Origin of the sequence: Polaromonas sp. (assembly GCF_039930745.1) — a bacterium.
Taxonomy (GTDB): Bacteria; Pseudomonadota; Gammaproteobacteria; order Burkholderiales; family Burkholderiaceae_C; genus Polaromonas.
In genome coordinates this window covers 1-18,356 of record NZ_JBDTTH010000087.1, presented here as the reverse complement: position 1 = coordinate 18,356, position 18,356 = coordinate 1, and the positions used below count along the sequence as shown (strand labels likewise).

At 61.9% G+C, this 18,356-nt stretch carries 18 protein-coding genes; 11 read left to right on the top strand and 7 right to left on the bottom strand.

Going from position 1 to position 18,356, the window contains the following annotated elements:
• The coding region (locus ABI660_RS19370; RefSeq protein ID WP_348071159.1) for a carboxymuconolactone decarboxylase family protein at positions 1–513 on the top strand (513 nt) is incomplete at its 5' end.
• Between the two features lie 65 nt (positions 514–578).
• On the opposite strand, the gene ABI660_RS19365 is transcribed toward ABI660_RS19370, so the two are convergent.
• Entirely contained in the window at positions 579–1,166 is a 588-nt protein-coding gene (locus tag ABI660_RS19365; protein WP_348071157.1) for a DUF1080 domain-containing protein, read from the bottom strand.
• A 261-nt stretch (positions 1,167–1,427) separates the two neighbouring features.
• Between ABI660_RS19365 and ABI660_RS19360 the strand changes: the two genes are divergently transcribed.
• The 3 genes from ABI660_RS19360 to ABI660_RS19350 all read left to right on the top strand — a co-directional run bounded on the left by ABI660_RS19360 (position 1,428) and on the right by ABI660_RS19350 (position 3,753).
• Positions 1,428–1,712: a hypothetical protein gene (locus ABI660_RS19360; RefSeq protein ID WP_348071155.1), complete on the top strand. Its 285-nt coding sequence runs from the start codon at positions 1,428–1,430 to the stop codon at positions 1,710–1,712.
• Complete coding sequence (locus ABI660_RS19355) at positions 1,706–2,509, top strand: alpha/beta hydrolase (RefSeq protein ID WP_348071153.1); 804 nt, start codon at positions 1,706–1,708, stop codon at positions 2,507–2,509. The genes ABI660_RS19360 and ABI660_RS19355 overlap by 7 nt, the downstream gene beginning before the upstream one ends.
• Before the next feature lie 206 nt (positions 2,510–2,715).
• Positions 2,716–3,753 carry a beta-propeller fold lactonase family protein gene (locus ABI660_RS19350; protein ID WP_348071151.1) on the top strand — a complete coding sequence of 346 codons (1,038 nt, stop codon included), beginning with the start codon at positions 2,716–2,718 and terminating at the stop codon, positions 3,751–3,753.
• 138 nt (positions 3,754–3,891) lie between these two features.
• On the opposite strand, the gene ABI660_RS19345 is transcribed toward ABI660_RS19350, so the two are convergent.
• Positions 3,892–4,776, bottom strand: a complete 885-nt coding sequence (locus tag ABI660_RS19345) for a LysR family transcriptional regulator (RefSeq protein ID WP_348071149.1) — start codon at positions 4,774–4,776, stop codon at positions 3,892–3,894.
• Between the two features lie 87 nt (positions 4,777–4,863).
• Between ABI660_RS19345 and gstA the strand changes: the two genes are divergently transcribed.
• Together gstA and ABI660_RS19335 are read left to right on the top strand one after the other, a co-directional pair.
• A complete protein-coding gene (gstA, locus tag ABI660_RS19340; protein WP_348071147.1) occupies positions 4,864–5,466 on the top strand; it encodes a glutathione transferase GstA in 603 nt (200 codons plus the stop codon).
• Positions 5,463–6,149: a glutathione S-transferase family protein gene (locus ABI660_RS19335; protein ID WP_348071145.1), complete on the top strand. Its 687-nt coding sequence runs from the start codon at positions 5,463–5,465 to the stop codon at positions 6,147–6,149. The genes gstA and ABI660_RS19335 overlap by 4 nt, the downstream gene beginning before the upstream one ends.
• A 141-nt stretch (positions 6,150–6,290) precedes the next feature.
• Here the strand turns inward: ABI660_RS19335 and ABI660_RS19330 are convergent, their stop codons facing one another.
• Positions 6,291–7,961 (bottom strand): phospholipase D-like domain-containing protein, encoded by a 1,671-nt coding sequence (locus ABI660_RS19330; RefSeq protein ID WP_348071143.1) that lies wholly within the window; start codon positions 7,959–7,961, stop codon positions 6,291–6,293.
• 713 nt (positions 7,962–8,674) lie between these two features.
• Between ABI660_RS19330 and ABI660_RS19325 the strand changes: the two genes are divergently transcribed.
• From ABI660_RS19325 to ABI660_RS19310, 4 genes are all read left to right on the top strand, one after another.
• Complete coding sequence (locus tag ABI660_RS19325) at positions 8,675–9,142, top strand: EVE domain-containing protein (RefSeq protein ID WP_348071141.1); 468 nt, start codon at positions 8,675–8,677, stop codon at positions 9,140–9,142.
• 110 nt (positions 9,143–9,252) lie between these two features.
• Positions 9,253–11,145, top strand: coding sequence for a PAS domain S-box protein (locus tag ABI660_RS19320; RefSeq protein WP_348071139.1), 1,893 nt, complete (start codon positions 9,253–9,255; stop codon positions 11,143–11,145).
• Between the two features lie 179 nt (positions 11,146–11,324).
• Positions 11,325–11,687: an STAS/SEC14 domain-containing protein gene (locus ABI660_RS19315; protein ID WP_348071137.1), complete on the top strand. Its 363-nt coding sequence runs from the start codon at positions 11,325–11,327 to the stop codon at positions 11,685–11,687.
• A gap of 98 nt (positions 11,688–11,785) precedes the next feature.
• Positions 11,786–12,499: a YebC/PmpR family DNA-binding transcriptional regulator gene (locus ABI660_RS19310; RefSeq protein ID WP_348071135.1), complete on the top strand. Its 714-nt coding sequence runs from the start codon at positions 11,786–11,788 to the stop codon at positions 12,497–12,499.
• On the opposite strand, the gene ABI660_RS19305 is transcribed toward ABI660_RS19310, so the two are convergent.
• The 4 genes from ABI660_RS19305 to ABI660_RS19290 all read right to left on the bottom strand — a co-directional run bounded on the left by ABI660_RS19305 (position 12,496) and on the right by ABI660_RS19290 (position 17,137).
• Positions 12,496–12,900 carry a hypothetical protein gene (locus tag ABI660_RS19305; protein WP_348071133.1) on the bottom strand — a complete coding sequence of 135 codons (405 nt, stop codon included), beginning with the start codon at positions 12,898–12,900 and terminating at the stop codon, positions 12,496–12,498. The genes ABI660_RS19310 and ABI660_RS19305 overlap by 4 nt on opposite strands.
• 397 nt (positions 12,901–13,297) lie before the next feature.
• On the bottom strand, positions 13,298–13,972 hold the full coding sequence (locus tag ABI660_RS19300; protein ID WP_348071161.1) for a Crp/Fnr family transcriptional regulator: 675 nt from the start codon (positions 13,970–13,972) through the stop codon (positions 13,298–13,300).
• A gap of 276 nt (positions 13,973–14,248) precedes the next feature.
• Complete coding sequence (locus ABI660_RS19295) at positions 14,249–15,994, bottom strand: bifunctional protein-serine/threonine kinase/phosphatase (RefSeq protein ID WP_348071131.1); 1,746 nt, start codon at positions 15,992–15,994, stop codon at positions 14,249–14,251.
• 330 nt (positions 15,995–16,324) lie between these two features.
• A complete protein-coding gene (locus ABI660_RS19290; RefSeq protein WP_348071129.1) occupies positions 16,325–17,137 on the bottom strand; it encodes a formate/nitrite transporter family protein in 813 nt (270 codons plus the stop codon).
• A gap of 494 nt (positions 17,138–17,631) precedes the next feature.
• Here ABI660_RS19290 and ABI660_RS19285 point away from each other — a divergent pair.
• The coding region (locus tag ABI660_RS19285; protein ID WP_348071127.1) for a PhoD-like phosphatase N-terminal domain-containing protein at positions 17,632–18,356 on the top strand (725 nt) is incomplete at its 3' end.

Below are 18,356 nucleotides of genomic sequence, written 5' to 3'. Positions count from 1 at the left end.
CGCGGCTTCACGCCCAACAGCATCATGACCATGGTGCGGCGGCCCAACATCGTGCGGGCCTTCATGGCCCTGAACCAGGCCGTGCTGTACGAAGGCACGGTGCCGGAAGAAACCAAGATGCTGGTCAGCCTGGCCAGCAGTTATGCGGCCGGCTGCCTCTATTGCCAGTCGCACATGACCAACCTGTCCAGCATCTACAAGGCGTCGGACGCCAAGATAGCCGCGCTGTGGAACTTCGAGAAAAGCGATTTATTCACCCCCGCAGAACGCGCCGCCATCAGTCTGGCGCTCAAGGCTGGTGCCGTACCCAACGAGGCCTCGCAGGCCGACTTTGACGAACTCAAGAAGCATTACAACGACGAGCAGATCGTCGAGATCGTGGCGTCGATTGCACTTTTCGGCTACCTCAACCGCTGGAACGACACCATGGCGACCTCGCTCGAGCCTCTGGCCGTTGAAGTGGCAGAGCGGGCCATTGGCGGCGTGGGCTGGGAAGTTGGCAAACACCGCTGACAGCTGGCTTGCCGCTGCAAACGGGCAGCCGGCCCCTTGGGTTTCAGGGGGGCCGGGTGGCAATACTAGATCGGGCGGATCTCGACCTTGCGGAACTTGATGATGCCGCGACCCCATTGCAGCGCGACCGGGCCGCTGGTGAGTTTGCGGTCTTCCACGTCTACCGTTTTCACGCCATTGAGCACCAGCGTCAGGCGCGGGCCTTTGGCCGTGATCTCGTAGACGTTCCACTTGCCGCCGGCTTTGAGCATGGGCGACACCTTGGCTACCTTGACGATGGCGCCTGTGCCATAGGTCGGGTCGGGCCGCTGGTCGAAGATGTTGGCTTCGTAGCAGTTCTCGTCGGTAATCTCGGCGGGGTTGGCACAGCGCACAAACACGCCGCTGTTGGCGTCGTCGCTGGACCAGAACTCCACGCGCATCGTGAAATCCGTATAGGACTGTTTGGACACCAGATAAGCCGGCGTGGCGCCGCCCGCGCTCGCCTGGATAGCGCCGTCGGTAGCCGACCAATTGGCAACGCCCACCCGATTGAAGTTCTCCAGGCCATTTGTCCCGTCCACCAGGGCAGTCCAACCGCCGCCCATGGGCATCGAGCAGCCGAACAAAACCGCTGACAGCGCCGCAGCGCCTGCAAATTTCATCAATCCCATGGTGCTCTCCTGTTGTGTGGGCGAGTTATAACCCCCGGCGCGGTGCAGGTCAAATGAGCACCTGGCGCGGAATTCGCCAGGCATGGGCATCAATGGGCACATGGAGGCGACTCGCTCGTCACCCGCCAGGCGCCCCACCCATCTCCACCAAATCGCCGTCGAGGCCATGCGTTCCCGCGGCCTGCCCGCCTTTTCTCCGCAGGCACTGCAGGAGGCAGAAGCCGCGCGCCACCCCCCGAACGCAAGGGAGATCTCCGCGACTTGCGGCACCTGGCCTGGTTCTCGGTTGATAACGACGACACGCGCGACCTGGATCCGCTGAGCGTGGCCGGGCCACTGGCCGCGGGCGCTGCGCGTCTGCTGGTTCGTTCTGGCCGCAACGACGAACAGGCGCGCGAAGAGCTGCTCGGCACCCTGGCCGGCTGGATGAAGAAACGCCCGTTTTGCAGCGGCATCCTGAAACAGGCAAACTCCTGCCGGAGACACGCCCCGGTCGCGCCGCGCCCACGACGTTGTCTTAAAAATAACGGGAGTCCTGCATGCTGAAGGCCGAAGAACGAAACATTGATTGCGTCGAATCCGGCGAAGGCCCGGCCGTCCTGTTCCTGCCCGGCTCTTACAGCACCACGGCGGCCTGGCGGCAGGTGCAGCGCCACCTCAGCCCGGGCTACCGGCTGGTGACCAGCAGCCTGAGTGGCTACGGCGGCACCACAGACACGCGCACCACGCAAGACTTTGGCATTGCGCATGAAGTGCAGGTGGTGCAGGCGTTGGCGCGCCACATCGGCCAGCCCGTCCATTTGGTCGGGCACTCCTTTGGCGGTACCGTGGCGCTGGCGGCAGCCCTTTCCCGCAGCGTTGACATCGCCAGCCTGAGCCTGTTCGAAGCCAACCCCCTGCCCCTTATCCGCGGGCTCGACGGCGGCAGGCTGCATGACGAAGCGCTGCGCATGAGCCAGGCCTTTGAGGCCGCCGTCAACAGCGGCGAGCCCGACGCCCCCGCCCGCGTCATCGACTTCTGGGGCGGCCCCGGTGTTTTTGCCGCCATGCCTGAAGCCGTCAAAACCTATTGCCGCGAGACGGCTGCGGTGAACGTGCTGGACTGGCGCACAGACTTCGGCTTCGAGGTGAGCGCACAGAACTGCGCCGCGCTGGCCATGCCGGTCTTGCTGGTACGCGGCGGCGAAGCGAATCCGGCCATGGTCGCCATCACCAACACCTTGCAGGGCAGCCTGCCAGACGTGCGCCACTTTGCCGTCGATGGCGCCGGCCATTTCCTCATTACCAGCCATGCGGCCCGATGTGCTGAATTGCTGTCGGCGTTTTTGGCTGAGGTCGCCTGAGCTGCTCGCCGCAGAAGTCTCGCTTCGGGTTGAATCGATCCAATTGGCTGCCAATGCCCTCCGTTACTGGGGTAAACGCGCATGACAGCGCAAACATCCAGGTTGCAAAATCGCTCGCAGTTGTACGATGTCTGACCAATTACCAACAAATGGCCATGAAAACTGCTTCTTCCCGCCTCCTCTTTTCCACCCTCCTGATTAGCCTGATGACTCTTATGCAAGGTTGCGCCACCCGAAACTCCGTTGCCTATGTCTCCAATGCCGACAGCCGCGACATCAGCGTGGTCAAGCTCGACCATGACAAGGGCACGCTGCAAGTCACCCAGACGCTGGCCGTCGGCGGCACGGTGATGCCCATGGCGCTCAGCCCTGACAAGCGCATGCTTTACGCCGCGCTGCGTTCCGAGCCGTTCACCGTTGCGAGTTTTGCGATTGACGGCAGCACCGGCAAGCTCAAGCAGATCGGCACAGCGCCGCTGCCGGACAGCATGGCCTACGTCATGACGGACAGAACGGGCCGCTGGCTCTTCGCCGCTTCGTACGGCGGCAACAAGGTGAGCGTCAGCCCCATAGGCGCCGACGGTGTGGCGGGCGCAGCCGTCACCGTTTTGCCCACCGGCAAGAACGCACACGCGGCCGTCATCGATGTGGGCAACAAAAACCTCTTCGTGACCAATCTGGGCAGCGACCAAGTCTTGCAATACGGCTTTGACGCCGCAACAGGCAAGCTCACGCCGAACAATCCTCCGGCCTTCGCCACACGCCCTGGCGCCGGCCCGCGCCACTTGGTGTTTCACCCGAATGGCCGCCATGCCTATCTGCTGCACGAGCTGGACGCCACGGTCGATGTGCTGGCCTACGACGCGCAACGCGGCACCCTGAGCCTGCTGAAAACCTTGCCCACCCTGCCGGCAGGCTTCACCGGCAAGCCATGGGCTGCGGACCTGCACCTGACGCCGAACGGCCGCTTCCTCTACACCAGCGAGCGCAACTCCCACACACTGGCCATGTGGTCGGTGGACGCCGCGAGCGGCGAGCTGAATCTGATTGGCCACCAGGCCACCGAAAAGCAGCCACGCGGCTTCCAGATCGACCCTTCGGGCACCTGGCTGCTGGCTGTGGGGCAGTTGTCCCACGCCATGACTGCCTACCGCATCGACCCGGCGAACGGACGTCTGACGCAGCAGGCTTCGCTGCCGCTCGGCAAGAACCCGAACTGGGTCGAGATCATCAGCCTGCCTTAGATTGATCCGCGCCGGCGGCGAGCCTCAGCGCCGCCAGATGCGGCAGATACTGATGTTGATGTCGGCCTGCGTCGGTGGCGTTTCAAGCTGAATTCGAACAAGCACACTTTTACATTGAAGAGCGCACCCAGCACCCCGTCACGACGGCCGGATATGCGTGGCGAAATGTTCGTACACCGCCGCTATCCGCCGCAGGTGCCTCGACTCGGGATGGGCCAGCAGCCACAACTCTGAAACGCAGCCTTCCAGCGGCTCGCTGATCGGCACGAGCTGCGGCTCCTGCGGCAGCATGAAGACCGGCACCGCACCCACCCCCAGCCCAGAGCGCACCGCATCAACCACGCTGGTGATGCAGTCCACCAGGTGGCGCGGAATGACCTTGGGCAGGGCCTTGCGGCGCCAGACCACCGAGGGATGCTGCGGCATGGCCTCGTCGGGGGCAATCCAGTCCTGCTGCGCCAGCGGCCGTTTTCGCAGGGCGGCCGGCATGGCCTTGCCGGCGCACACCACGAAGTCCATGTGGCCCAGCAGGCGCCCGATCAGGTGGTCCGGCGGTTTGCCGGCCGTGGCGCGCAGCGCCAGGTCTGCATCGCGCCGCGACAGGCTCATGAGTTCGTTGGTGGCGTGCAGTTCCAGCTGCAGCAGCGGGTGGCGCGCTGCCAGCGCCGGCAGGCAGGGCAGCACCAGGCCGCGCAGCACCGCGTCCACCGTGGTCAGGCGCACCCGGCCGGACACCTCTTCGCCCGCGCGCAGGGTTGTCGCGCGCGCGGCCTCCAGCTCGGCTTCGATGCGTTCGGCATGCAGCGCGATGGCATGCATGGCATCGGTCGGCAGGTAACCCTGGCGCGAGCGTTCGAACAGGCGCTGGCCCAGGCCTTTCTCGATGCGCTGGACCGCGCGGAACACGGTGGAGGCGTCTGCGCCCAGCCGCGTTCCCGCCTGCGCCAGCGTGCCGCCGCGCACCAGCGCCAGCAGCAGCTCCAGGTCGGTGGCGCTCAGTTTGTATTGCGTTTTTGCAATCATAAATTTCCATTCCACGTATTTTCTTTGCGCTGGCGCAATCATAAAGTCACGCATCACCTCTTGACCGATTTAACCGAAAGGACTTTCATGAAGCTTTACTACACCCCTGGCGCCTGTTCCCTGGCCGTTCACATTGCCTGCCGTGAGGCTGGGCTGGCGCCCCAACTCGTCCGTGTGGATCTGGCCACGCGCCGCACGGAAAGCGGTGAAGACTTTGACCAGATCAATCCGCGCGGCTACGTTCCCGTGCTGGAACTCGACAACGGCAGCCGGCACACCGAGGCCGCCGCCCTGCTGCAATGGATAGGCGAGAACCACAGCCTCCTGCCTGCACACGGCACGCCTGCACGCATGGAAGCCCTGGAATGGCTGACCTTTATTGCCACCGAACTGCACAAGGGTTTTGGCCCGCTCTTCAACCCGGCGATTGACGCAGCAACACGCGAAGCCACGGTTGCAAAGCTGTTGCGCCGCTTCGGCACGGTTGAGCGCCATCTGGCCACACGCGACTGGCTGGCTGGAAACGGATTCTCAGTGGTTGACGTTTATGCCTTCACCATTCTGGGCTGGGGCCAGTTCTTCAAGATGGAGCTGTCGCCTTTTCCGCGCGTGCTGGGCTACCTTCAGCGCATCGGCCAGCGGCCTGCGGTGTTCGCCGCACTGCAGGCAGAAGGCCTGGTGCCGGCATGAACGCGCCGGCCCCTGCCCTGACGCTGGTGAGCCATGCGCTGTGTCCCTATGTGCAGCGCGCGGCCATCGTGCTGCTGGAAAAAGGCGTGCCCTTCGCGCGGCGCGATGTGGACCTGGCGGCCAAACCCGACTGGTTCCTCGCCGTGTCGCCGCTCGGCAAGACGCCGGTGCTGCTCACGGAGGACACGGCCGTTTTTGAATCCGCCGTGATCTGTGAATACCTGGAGGAAACCAATGGCCCGCCGCTGCACCCGCCCCGGCCGCTGGAGCGGGCACGCCACCGCGCCTGGATGGAGTTCGGCTCGGCCACGCTGGCGACGGTGTGGGGCTTTTACTCGGCGCCCGATGCTGCCTCGCTGCAGGCGCGGCGGGCCGAGCTGCAGCAGCGCTTCGCCCAGCTGGAAGCCGAGCTCGACGAAGCCGGGCCGTATTTTTCCGGCACGCGCTTCAGCATGGTGGACGCGGTTTTTGCGCCCGTGTTTCGCTACCTTGACGCCTTCGAGGAATGCGGCGAAACCGGCTGGCTGGACACCTTGCCGCGCATGCAGCACTGGCGCACGGCGCTGGCTGCGCGGCCCTCTGCCCAACAAGCAGTAGCGGCGGATTACCCGCAGCGTTTGCTGGCCTTCCTGCGCACCCGCGGCGGCGAGCTGGCACGGCGCATGGAGCCAGCTCAGGTGTGAGCGCACGGGCAAAGCAGCAAGCCTTGTTGCAACCAGCGGCATGGGCTTAGCTACAAAAACAATAGCTGCTAGCGCTCGCCCCTATTGGGCTGGAGCGGGTTTTGATGCATAAACGCTAGCAGACCGGTTAGGCCGCCCATCTCAAAAAACAGGATCCGAGAACACCTTCAGCTCAAACCTCTTGCGGCTGGCCGGGTCGTAAAACGATTTGCTCCAGGTGTCGTTGGGGACCAGCCAGCTCTTTTTGGCGTTTTTGGTACCCACCCGCCGGATCACGTCGCGGAAGTAGTAGTGCCGCCAGAGGCGGACAAACTCGCCAAGGTAGATGTCTGCCACCCGCGTGTCGCCGCGAATGACAAGCATGTTTTCATCGTTGCCGGTGGTCGAGTTCAGGGAAAAATTGGCCGAGCCGGTAATCACCACCGGCGCTTTGGACAGCGGGTCCACGATCATGAACTTGTTGTGGACGTAGTGGACGTTCTTGGTATACCCGGTGCGGCTCAACTCGTGAAGCCAGCGCATGTAGCCGTTGTTGAGGTCAGACGGCAGCCCGCCGCCGATGGCGATCTGGTTGCTCCTGAACTTCAGCAACGCGTCGGTACGGGCGCGAGAGGTCTCATTGTTTCCCTTGCTTTCCATCAGGATGTACGAAGGCACGTCGCGCTCGGCATTGAAGGCGTCACCCATCTCCGCGCCAATGCCGAAGGCGGAGGTAAAAAACACGGCTTCCTGCGCACCCAGAGCCACGTCCCGGTAGCCCAGCAAGGCTTCCTTGCTGGGCCGCGGCGAGAAAATGCACTCGGTGCCGGGCTCGTCGGTGTCGGTCGGCACCGGCGACATCTCTTCGACTTTGGGCCGCAGGGTCTTGTTCTCCTCGTCCAGCGCCAGCAGCTCCCAATAGTCCAGGTAGGCCTGCGCCGTCCTGGCGTTTTTCACCATGTGGCCGACATTGCTCTGGCCGAACACGCCGCTGGGGGTGATGTTGGTCGAGCCCGTCCACACGGCCACGGGTTTGTCGTTCTTCATGAGAATGAGGAACTTGTTGTGCGCAATGGAGCTTGCACTCGCCGTGCGCGGTATGACGACCTTGGTCAAGCCTGCGGCAAGAACGTTCTTCTTGTTGTCCTTCGCCGGGCCGTTGGCCTTGACCCGCATGTCGATGACCAGCTGCACATCCTTGCAGCGTTTCTGGGCATCGGCCAGGGCGTCAATCACGGGCTGGTGCTTGAACTCGTACAGCGCCCCGCGCAGGCCATACGATTTATCTTTGGCCATGGCAATGAATGCAAGCAGGGCTTCTTCCAGCCCCCGCGAAAGCCATTTCTCCGCCTTGCTGCCCACGCTTTGCGGCTTGGCGCTGCCGAACTCCCTGGCGTAGGCTTGCGAACCTGCAATGCCGCGGTTGAACCAGACGGAATGCGTCGGCCCGTATTCAGGCTCTGTCTTGATGCTGCACTCCGCCTGCAATTGCGCATGTTCTTTCAGCGCACCTGGCTTGCCGGTGAGCGCCACCACGCGGTAGGTGTAGTCGATGCCCGGGCTGGCGGTGAAGTCCTGCCACAGGAAGCCCTGGATGGGAAACTCCCGCGAAGAAACCTTCTGCCCCACCTCGACGCTGGAGCTTTCGAAGACCTTCATGCCTTCCAGCCACTTGCCTTCATCTTGCCGGGAATGGTCGGTGCGATGGATCGCGAATCCCAGCACGCCCCTGGCATCAGCTTTTTTCAGCCCGATGCCCAAAAGCACCACATAGGTACCCGCAACGACATTGACCTTGAGTTTGCGATTGGTGGATTTGACCGTTTTGCGCATTGAAGTCTCTCCCGTGGTGTCCTGCCCGGTCTGGGCACATGCTGACTTTGAGCTTGTAAATCAGGGCCTCATTGAAGTAAACCTCTATTTGGAGGAGACGGCTGCCTGCCTCATGAATTTCCCATCGGAGGGCGACAGGCTGATGGCGGGTGTTGCGCAAAGGCCACCGGTTACCCTCCTGCCGGAAAGCACGCAGCACCGCAGGTAATTATTTTTAGCTAAATCATCTTCCAGCCCTTATGGGACGGGCGCTAGCAGCTATTTATTTCATAGTAAACCTCACGCCCTCCACGCCTTCCCACCGACAAATGCCAGGCAGACGTTCAACAGCCGAAACCCTGCCCTGTCAAAAATGACAGTCGTATCGAAATGCTGCGCCTGGCGTGTTTTCGCACGGCGCCGGCCAGGCTGATACCGCGTGCCCACCCGCACCCATCGCGCCCCCCTGTCAAAGTTGACAGGTTGACGCTTGCCTTGGCGGCTCCGCACAATAACTGCATGGCACGAATCTGGGCGGCATCATCACGATGCGGGGCATCAGAGCCGGCAGTTGACCAGTTGTTGTTGTTACCTCGTTTTGGCCGCCCCTTGAGGGCGGCTTTTTTTTGCCACCTTCCGCTTCAGCTGCGTCGCAACCTCGGTGCCGGCTTTTCTTTGCCCTGCTCGTCCGCTAAGCTTCATTCCTCCCAAAAATGACGCGACAAGGCAAGCCCATGACAAGTTACTGGCTGATGAAATCCGAACCCGAGGAATGCTCGGTAGACGATGTGCTGGCCGCGCCCAAGGCCACAGTGCCCTGGGTGGGCGTGCGCAACTACCAGGCGCGCAATTTCATGCGCGATGGCATGCGGGTGGGCGACGGCGTACTGTTCTACCACTCCAGTTGTGCCGAGCCGGGTATCGTCGGCATCGCACAGGTGGCGTCCACGGCCTACCCTGACCCGACGCAGTTTGACCCCAAGTCGCCCTATTACGACCCCAAGTCAAAACCCGAGGAACCGCGCTGGCTGCTGGTGGATGTGCAGGTGCTGAAGAAGACGCGCAACCTCACCCTGCCCGAGATGCGTGTGAATGCCGCGCTGGAAGACTTGGTGGTGCTGCGCAAAGGCAACCGGCTGTCGATCACCCCGGTGGAGCCGAAACACTGGCGGGAAATATCCCGGCAGCTCGGCAAACCCTGAGCCTGGGCTGCGAATAAAAACGAAAGTTGTAGGACAAAGCAGCGACTTGCAGCCTCGGGGCGGGAACCCTCCGGATGTCACAGGCGAGTCGCTATCATCCTCGAATGTCCATGTCCCTCCCCCCGGTTTCGGTGCAGGCTGCCACTGACCGCTTCCGCCTCCTGGTGGATGCGGTGCAGGACTATGGCATCTTCATGCTCGACCCCCAGGGGGTAGTGGTGTCATGGAACACCGGCGCCCAGCGCATCAAACAATACCGGCCGGAGGAAGTGATAGGCCGGCACTTTTCACTGTTTTACCCTGCGGAAGCCATTGCGGCCGAATGGCCTGCGGAAGAGTTGCGGCGCGCGGCGCGCGATGGGCGCTTTGAAGAAGAAGGCTGGCGCATCCGCAAGGATGGCACACGTTTCTGGGCCAATGTGGTTATCACCGCTTTGAAGGACAAAAGCGGCGTGCTCACCGGTTTCGGCAAGGTCACGCGCGATCTGACAGAGCGCCGCATCCACGAGGAAGCGGTGCGCGAAAGCGAGCAGCGCTTCAGGCTGCTGGTGGAAAGCGTGCGCGACTACGCGATTTTCATGCTCAGCCCAGAGGGCATCATCGAAAGCTGGAACAGCGGCGCGCAGCTCATCAAGGGCTACAGCGCTCAAGAGGTGATAGGCCGGCATTTCAGCATGTTCTACCGGCCGGAAGATCTGGCTACTGATTTACCCGGCCGGGAGCTTGAAACCGCGCTCGCGGCAGGACGGGCCGAAGAAGAAGGCTGGCGCGTCCGGCGCGACGGCTCGGTGTTCTGGGCCAACGTAGTGATCTCGCCAGTGTATGACGCGGCAAGGCAGCTGCGCGGCTTTGCCAAGGTCACGCGAGACATGTCCGAAAGACGGCGCCTGCACGAGCTTGAAAACTCCAGCAAGCGCATGAGCGAGTTCCTGGCAATGCTGGCACACGAGCTGCGCAACCCGCTGGCACCCATACGCAATGCCGTCACCATTCTCCAGCTGGAGCCCTCTCCCAGCCCGATGGTGCGCAGCAGCCGCGACATGATAGACCGGCAGCTGTCCCACATGACACGGCTGGTGGACGACCTGCTCGACGTCGGTCGCCTGACCACCGGCAAGATCCGCTTCAAGGCCGAAACGGTGTCCTACGCCCAGGTCGTGGCTCGTTCCGTGGAGGCGGTGCGTCCCTTGATGGACGCGCGACGCCACCAGCTCACCGTGGATATGCCCGACAGCGGCCTTTGGGTCCAGGGTGACGCCACCCGGCTGGCACAGGTGCTGCAAAACCTGCTCACCAACGCGGCCAAGTACACCCCCGAGGGCGGCTTGATCGAGCTGAAAGTCTGGCAGGAAGGCGCCCAGCTGCATACCTCGGTGCGCGACAACGGCGCCGGCCTGTCGGCCCAGGCCATCAATCAGATCTTCGAGTTGTTTTCCCAGGGCGATGCCCAGACGGCCGCCAAGGAAAGCGGGCTGGGCATCGGCCTGACCCTGGCGCGCTCCCTGGTTGAAATGCACGGCGGGGCGCTGGGCGCCTCCAGCCCCGGCCCGGGCCAGGGCAGCACCTTCAGCTTCTTCCTGCCTCATGCCGGAACTACAGGAGGCAGCGCGGCTGACATGCCGGCACCTTCACCAAGCCCGGTGATCATGGTCGTGGACGATAACCGCGACGCGGCCAACAGCCTGGCTGAAATCCTGCGGCTGATGGATTGCCAGGTCAAGGTGGCTTATGACGGCCCCTCGGGCCTGGAGCTTGCGCGCAGGCAGCTGCCCCAGGTCATGATGCTGGATATCGGCATGCCGAACATGAACGGTTATGAAGTGCTGGCGGCCTTGCGCGCCCTGCCGGGCGGCAACCGGGTGACAGTTGCCGCACTGACCGGTTATGGCACGGACGAAGACAAAAGCAGGGCCGCGGCCGCGGGCTTTGATGCCCACCTCACGAAGCCGCTGGATTTTTCTGCGCTGCAGGAGTTCCTGCAGTCCGCTGGCGTGATGTCCTGAACAGAATCGGCCTTTAGCCCTTGCCGGTGCTGCGCGAGATGCTACCTAAAACATAGCAAATTTTTGCCGCTCTGCCTGCAGACCCGAAGACACTCTCTCGTCGCTAGCGCACATTGAGCGGCGCCAGACATCACGTATTCGCCAGCAATTTTTTTCTGCACTGAGGTTATCCTCCGGGCATGGGCGTCGATTTCAGCGTTGAACAGCGAAGCGGTTACGCCGTTGTGCGTGTCGGGGGCGACCCATCGCTTGAGGAATTCCTGGGCTTTGTGGAGGTCCTGGCCGAACAATCCCGCGGCTGGGAGGGCGGACGCGCGCTGTGCGACCTGCGCAAGGTGCGCACGCTGAAATCTTTCACCGAGCACTACGCCGTGGGTGAAGCCGTGGGCCGGCATTTGCGGCACCTTCGCCAGGTCGCGTCCGTCGTGGCGGCCGACCGCATCACGCACACCAGCGAGAAAACCGCACGAAACGCCGGCGTCAACCTGATGGTCTTCACCAGCGAAGATGAGGCGATCAAATGGCTCACCACGCCCGCATGACGGCCTGAGCCGGGTCTGCGGCCGGCGGGCGCCGACTGTAGTGGCCTCTAGTGTCCGCTCGGATAAACTGGGCGCCCTACATCGAAAGAAAACGCAACATGGGCGCACAGTGGAAAGCAAAAGGCAAGGAACTGGCAGCCAATGCCAGGGGCAAGCTGTTCGGACGTCTAGCCAAGGACATCATGGTTGCCGCGCGCGGCGGGGCTGACCCGGCGCTGAATTCGAAATTGCGCCTGGTGGTGGAGCAGGCGCGCAAGGTCTCCATGCCCAAGGAAACGCTGGACCGGGCCATCAAGAAAGGCGCTGGGCTCACCGGTGAGGCGGTGCATTTCGAGCATGTGATTTACGAAGGCTTTGCGCCGCACCAGGTGCCGGTGATGGTCGAGTGCCTGACCGACAACCTGAAACGCACCGCGCCTGAGATGCGCGTGCTGTTTCGCAAGGGCCAGCTGGGTGCTTCCGGCTCGGTGTCCTGGGATTTCGACCACGTCGGCATGATTGAAGCCGAGCCCGCGGCAGCGGGCGCCGACCCGGAACTGGCCGCGATTGAAGCCGGGGCGCAGGACTTCGAGCCGGGTGAGGCGGAAGGCAGCACGCTGTTTCTGACCGATGCCGCCGACCTGGACCTGGTGAGCCGCGCCCTGCCGGCCCAGGGTTTCACGGTGCTGTCTGCCAAGCTGGGCTACAAGGCCAAAAACCCGGTCAACCCGACGAACCTGGAACCCGCACACCTGGAAGAAGTGGAAGCCTTCCTGGCCGCCATCGACGCGAATGACGATGTGCAGAACGTGTTTGTGGGCCTGGCAGGCTAGACGGCCAAGCCTGAACTGCCGGCGCCAGGGCCGTTCAGGCGTTCATGCACCAACGCCGCATGCAGTTGCCCCATGGCAGAAACGCAATCCAGCACCACCACCTGAATATGGCCTGCAGTGTCGGCTGCTTGCGGCGCTGGAGCTAATGCGAGCCGGTCACCCACCACGTCCGTCAGCCGTACCTGGATGGAACGGAACAGGGCGTCCCAGTCGTCGATGGGAATCTGAAGATGAAGCGGGTCCGGTGAGTTGTGCCCAGCCGGATGCGGCACCGGTGGCAATTCAGATGCGGAATGATCCGGCCTGGGCAGAAGGTTCAAGTCAACAAAACCAAGCGCTTTCAGGGTTTTGTGCGCGAAATTTCGCATTTTTTTCGAGGACCAATCGGCTGTTGACTTCATGCGGACACCTCCCGAGCGTGCTGCATGGCGCTGCAGCGACGGTAAAGCGTTAACGCGATCGAGACTCGATCGCTGTTGCCTTGGGTCTGTTTATAGATGCCTGGGCGAGGAACGTCGGTCCGGTAGCGGACTTAATCCAGAAATCGACAAAATGATGTAAGACAGGACGCCGTCTGGAGGCCCGAAAACCCCATTGATCGGTGAATTGCCGTGGTTCGCACGGAATTCCCGGCTAGGAGTCTGCGCGGCAGAAGGCGTCGAAGCGAAAAGTGGCCCCGGCGAGCACAGTTTTTGCTGGGTTTGCAGCCCCATAGCCGTAGCTATGGGGCAAAAAGCCGGTGAAAAATGGGCCGTCGCGGCCGCTTTGCAGCCGACGCTCCTTCTGCCGCGCAGGCTCCTAGGCCGCCATCTCCATTGGCAACAAGCGGTCGTATTCGTCCTTGACCACCTGGTAACACTCGCAGGAGCGCTTCTCCAGGCCTTTCCGGTCCAGCACCTTGATGCGGCCGCGGGCGTAGCTTATCAGCCCGGCCTCCTGCACCTTGAGCGCCGCTTCAGTCACGCCGACACGGCGTACGCCGAGCATGTTGACAATCAGTTCCTGCGTCATCACGAGTTCGTTGCCCGGCAAACGATCCAGGCTCAGCAACAGCCAGCGGCACAGCTGTTCGTCCAGCGAGTGGTGCCGGTTGCAGACCGCTGTTTGCGACATCTGCGTGATCAGCGCCTGGGTATAACGCAGCAGCAAATTCGTCACCGGCCCGGCTTTGTCAAACTCGTCCTTCATGAACTGCGCTTTCAACCGGTAGCCCTTGCCTCCGCTTTGCACCACGGCACGGCTGGGCGTTGTATTGCCCCCCATGAAAAGCGAGATACCCACAATGCCCTCATTGCCGACAACGGCAATCTCGGCCGAGTCGCCGTTTTTCATCACATACAGCAGCGACACAATGGCTGACGTCGGGAAATACACAAAGTACTCGGCTTTGCCGGACTCGTACAGCACCTTGCCCAACGGCATATCAAGCACCTCCAGATGCGGCAGCCAGCTCTTGAGCTGGGCGTCGGGCAAGGCTGCAAGCAGGCGATTGAGTTTTATCTCGCTCGAGCCGGCAAGCAGGGTCTTGGGATGTGAATCTGCCGAAGCGTGCGTTGTCTTTGCTTTGGATGAAGGCGTAGTCAATGCGGAACCAGGTGATGCGTTGTCTTCGAAAGCAACCGGAGTGGTGCCTGAATCAACCTGGCTTTCAGCATACGGTGTTCACCCCCTTTTGTATGTGCGATAGCGCACAACCGAAAACGGTTCCGCTGCACCCCGACAACCACACTGCGAGCGGATGCGCCCGCCTCACCCGGTGGTGGACTGCAGCGCCACAAGCATCACGATGATGGCGGCCAGGATCAGGGAAACACCTTTCCAGAAGGCCACCGGGTTGCGCTCCAGCAAGGGCGGACGGGTCTTGTCCAGAAAGGTCTGGTTCGGGTGGCGCAGGTCGTACAGAAACTCCGACAGCTCGCCGTAGCGCTTGGCGGGATTGGGATGCACGGCCTTGCGGAGCACGCCGTCTATCCACGCGGGAATGTCGCGGTCTTCGTGCTGCACGGAGTCGTAGCGCAGCTGGTTTTGTGCGGCCCGGGTCCGGCATTTCGCCACTTCGGCGCCATAGGGCAATTGGCCCGTCAACATCTGGTAGGTGATGACACCGAGCGAGAAAAGGTCCGACCGTGTGGTGCCGCTTTCCCCCAGGAAATACTCTGGCGCGGAATACTGGGCCGTGCCCAGAATGTTGTCGTGCCCGCTCAGCACGTCTGCTTCCATGAGGCCGGCAACGCGGGTTGCCCCAAAGTCGATGATCTTGGCCGTGCCCGTCTTGTCGATCATGATGTTGTCGGGCCGCAGGTCCTGGTGCAGCATCTCATGGCGGTGGAACGCGCGCAGGCCTTTGGCAATTTGCTCCACCAGACCGCGCACCGCTTCAAGGCTGGGACGGGGGTTGTCAATCATCCATTGGCTCAGCGTTTGCCCGTCGATGTATTCGGTGGCCACATACACATAGTGGCGCTTTCGGGTCGGCACATGGGGTTTGAGCACATGCGCGCTGTTGATGCGTCGGGCGATCCACTCTTCAGTCAAAAACCTTTCGAGGTAAGCCGGGTCGCCGCCCAGGTCTATGGACGGGGTTTTAAGGATGACGAGCGCACCCGTTTCGCTGTCGGTGGCCAGGTAGATATGACTGCGGCTGCTGCCATGCACTTCGCGAATGATGGTGTAGCCATCAAATTCCGTCCTGGCGTCGAGGATGGGTGGCAGGGGCAGGCCCGACAGCTGCTGGACCATTTCAGCGGCCTGCCAGTGGGGCAGCTCATCGACGCGCACCACCTGGGCCGTGAGGTTGTCGGCGCTGCCCTGCTGCAAGGCTTTTTCGACCATGGCCTTGGCTGCGGCATCAAGCCCTTCGGGTGCATCGGCACTGCTGCGGATGATGCCGGCCATGTCGTGCTCGCTGACATGTTCGTACACGCCGTCGGTGGCCAGTAAAAAGATGTCGCCCTGCTCCACCTGCTGGGTCTGGTAGTCGATTTCAAGCTGGGGCTTGAAGCCCAGCGCGCGGCCCAGGTAGCTTTGGCCCTGGGCGATCCAGACTCGGTGGTCGCTGGTCAGTTGTTCCAGCGCCTTGCCACGCAGGCGGTAAATACGTGAATCACCCACATGAAAAATATGCGCGGTGGTCGACTTGATGACCATGGCGCTCAGCGTGCACACATAGCCTTTGTCCTTGTCGTAGCGGTACTGGCTTTTCTGCGTCTGGGCGTGCAGCCAGGAGTTGGTAGCGCTCAATATCCGCTCGGCCGATGTCTTGACCGACCAGGCTTCAGAGGTGCAGTAGTAGTCTTCGAGAAAACCGGCGACGGCGTATTGGCTGGCGACGTCGCTGACGGCGCTGCTGCTGATGCCGTCGGCCAGTGCAATGGCAATACCCTTGGCGCTCAGCTGCGGCTCTTTCGGTACATAAATGCCGTGGAAATCCTGGTTGGTTTCCTTGCGTCCCTTGTCCGAATACTGACCTGCCGATATCTTCAGTTCACTGGACATGTGGGGTACCGAAAAAGCCCTAGGGCCTGTTCACACTACGGATGCAAGTGCGAACGTGGTTAAAACAGCGCCAATCTAGGCGCGCGACGACGCTCAGCCTGGGCGGCTGGGCTAGGAGTGCAACGACGAGTGGCGCTGTTTTAACCACGTTCCCTCCGGGTTGCGGCCAAAAAGGCCATGCGCAGCGTTGCAAAGCCTGGCCGGGCGTCAGCCCGGCTGCATTTTGCGCCTCACGCATGGCCTTTTTGACTCGCAACGCATCTTGCATCCGTAGTGTGAACAGGCCCTAACGCATCTTGCATACGCGAGGGCTTTTGTTTTTAAGGCTGATTATTTGAGGGCGCGTGTCGGGCCGGTTTTGATGTGCGTAGCATAAAGCGTCAGACCGGTGAAGGCCAGGCCGCCCACCAGGTTGCCCACCACCGTGGGGATTTCGTTCCAGATCAGGTAGTCCATGATGGTGAAGTGCGCGCCCAGCAGCAGGCCGGATGGGAACAGGAACATGTTCACGATGGAATGCTCAAACACCATGTAAAAGAACAGCATGATGGGCATCCACATCGCAATCACTTTGCCGCTGACCTGGGTGGAGATCATTGCACCCACCACGCCGGCCGACACCATCCAGTTGCACAGCATGCCGCGCACGAACAGCGTGAGCATGCCGTTGGCGCCGAATTTCTGGTAGCCCAGGGTGCGGTTCTCGCCGATCACGCCGAGGGCCTTACCGACGGCGTTGGGCTCGGTAGAAAAGCCGTTGGTCACGTAAATGGCCATCATCACGGCCACCGTGAAGGCACCTGCGAAGTTGCCGACAAACACCAGACCCCAATTGCGCAGCACGCCCTTGAGGGTGACACCCGGGCGCTTGTCGATCAGCGCCAGTGGGCAAAGCACGAACACGCCGGTCAGCAGGTCAAAACCAAACAGGTACAGCATGACGAAACCCACCGGGAACAGCACCGCGCCCAGCAGCGGCTGGCCGGTCTGCACGTTGATGGTGACGGCGAACCAGGCCGCCAAGGCCAGGATGGCACCCGCCATGTACGCCCTGATGACGGTGTCACGGGTGGACATGAATATCTTCGACTCCCCCGCGTCGACCATCTTGGTCACAAATTCCGAAGGCACTAAGTAAGCCATACGATCCCCCAAATCCTGTTTTGCAAAAAAAATCCACCTCAAGATCTTCAAAAAAATGAAAACCGAAGTGGACGCCGTTATCCATTCAGATCAATAGGGCACGCGGGTTTCGCCTTGCCCTGCGCAGGCCTGGTAGCCTGACCCCAGGGATAAAGCACATACCGTGCCGCGAAAAATGCACCATGAAACCAGCCTGGCTGCTTTGTGGCACTGTTACGGCCAGTGCGACGCCCCAAATTTGTGCACTTCGACGCTGAACGGGTCAACATTTGGTGCCAGCCGAACCCTTCGCCTGGCGCGGCGAATTTCCGCAACACGCCTTCAACTGCTAACGACATTCGCTGAATAAACGCAGATTCCGGCCTATGAAGCCCGCGCAGGACCCCGCCTAAGCCCGCAGCCACTGCGTTGCCGAATAAACGGCAACGGTTTCATGAAGCGGACATGTCGGCCCGGAAAAATAAAACCCTTCCTGTTTTACTTCTGGAGTTTCCATGGATCGCCGCACATTTTTAAACTCAAGCACGGTTCTGGGTGGCACGCTTGCCGCCCTTCCCGGCTTCACCCTGGCGCAGGCAGCCCCCGCCCTCATCACGCGCGAAGCCATGCGGCCCCAAATGGCCCACGGCATTCAAAGTGGCGACCCAAAAGCGGACGGCGCTGTCATCTGGACCCGCGGCGACCGGCCTTCACGCCTTTGGCTGGAGTGGGCAACGACCGCCAGTTTTGCCAATGCCACGCGCGTGCGGGGGCCGTATCTGATGGACGACACCGACTTCACCGGGCGTATGGACTTGACGGGTTTGCCGGCGGGCCAGGAGATTTTCTACCGTGTCGTGCTGCAAGACCTGCATAACGAACGCGTGTTATCGGAAGCCGTGGCCGGCCACCTGCGGCTGCCCAGCGCAGGCGCCAAGGCCGTGCGCAACGTGCGCTTTACATGGAGTGGCGATACGGCCGGGCAAGGCTGGGGTATCAATGAGGCATGGGGCGGCATGAAAATCTACGAGCAGATGCGAAAGGTCAACCCGGACTTCTTTCTGCATTGCGGCGACACGATTTACGCCGACGGCCCGATTGCGGCCCAGGTCAAACTCGCTGACGGATCCCTGTGGAACAACGTGGTCACTGAAGAAGTCAGCAAGGTCGCGGAAACACTCAACGAGTACCGTGGCCGCTATCGCTACAACCTGATGGACGCCAATGTGCGCCGCATGGC

Bases quoted from the DNA above. Each gene is read 5' to 3' on its own strand.
- ABI660_RS19335 (WP_348071145.1), top strand. From the start codon at position 5,463: ATGAACGCGCCGGCCCCTGCCCTGACGCTGGTGAGCCATGCGCTGTGT.
- ABI660_RS19320 (WP_348071139.1), top strand. From the start codon at position 9,253: ATGTCCCTCCCCCCGGTTTCGGTGCAGGCTGCCACTGACCGCTTCCGC.
- ABI660_RS19350 (WP_348071151.1), top strand. From the start codon at position 2,716: ATGACTCTTATGCAAGGTTGCGCCACCCGAAACTCCGTTGCCTATGTC.
- ABI660_RS19345 (WP_348071149.1), bottom strand. From the start codon at position 4,776: ATGATTGCAAAAACGCAATACAAACTGAGCGCCACCGACCTGGAGCTG.
- ABI660_RS19325 (WP_348071141.1), top strand. From the start codon at position 8,675: ATGACAAGTTACTGGCTGATGAAATCCGAACCCGAGGAATGCTCGGTA.
- gstA (WP_348071147.1), top strand. From the start codon at position 4,864: ATGAAGCTTTACTACACCCCTGGCGCCTGTTCCCTGGCCGTTCACATT.
- ABI660_RS19295 (WP_348071131.1), bottom strand. From the start codon at position 15,994: ATGTCCAGTGAACTGAAGATATCGGCAGGTCAGTATTCGGACAAGGGA.
- ABI660_RS19305 (WP_348071133.1), bottom strand. From the start codon at position 12,900: ATGAAGTCAACAGCCGATTGGTCCTCGAAAAAAATGCGAAATTTCGCG.
- ABI660_RS19290 (WP_348071129.1), bottom strand. From the start codon at position 17,137: ATGGCTTACTTAGTGCCTTCGGAATTTGTGACCAAGATGGTCGACGCG.
- ABI660_RS19355 (WP_348071153.1), top strand. From the start codon at position 1,706: ATGCTGAAGGCCGAAGAACGAAACATTGATTGCGTCGAATCCGGCGAA.
- ABI660_RS19330 (WP_348071143.1), bottom strand. From the start codon at position 7,961: ATGCGCAAAACGGTCAAATCCACCAATCGCAAACTCAAGGTCAATGTC.
- ABI660_RS19315 (WP_348071137.1), top strand. From the start codon at position 11,325: ATGGGCGTCGATTTCAGCGTTGAACAGCGAAGCGGTTACGCCGTTGTG.
- ABI660_RS19310 (WP_348071135.1), top strand. From the start codon at position 11,786: ATGGGCGCACAGTGGAAAGCAAAAGGCAAGGAACTGGCAGCCAATGCC.
- ABI660_RS19365 (WP_348071157.1), bottom strand. From the start codon at position 1,166: ATGGGATTGATGAAATTTGCAGGCGCTGCGGCGCTGTCAGCGGTTTTG.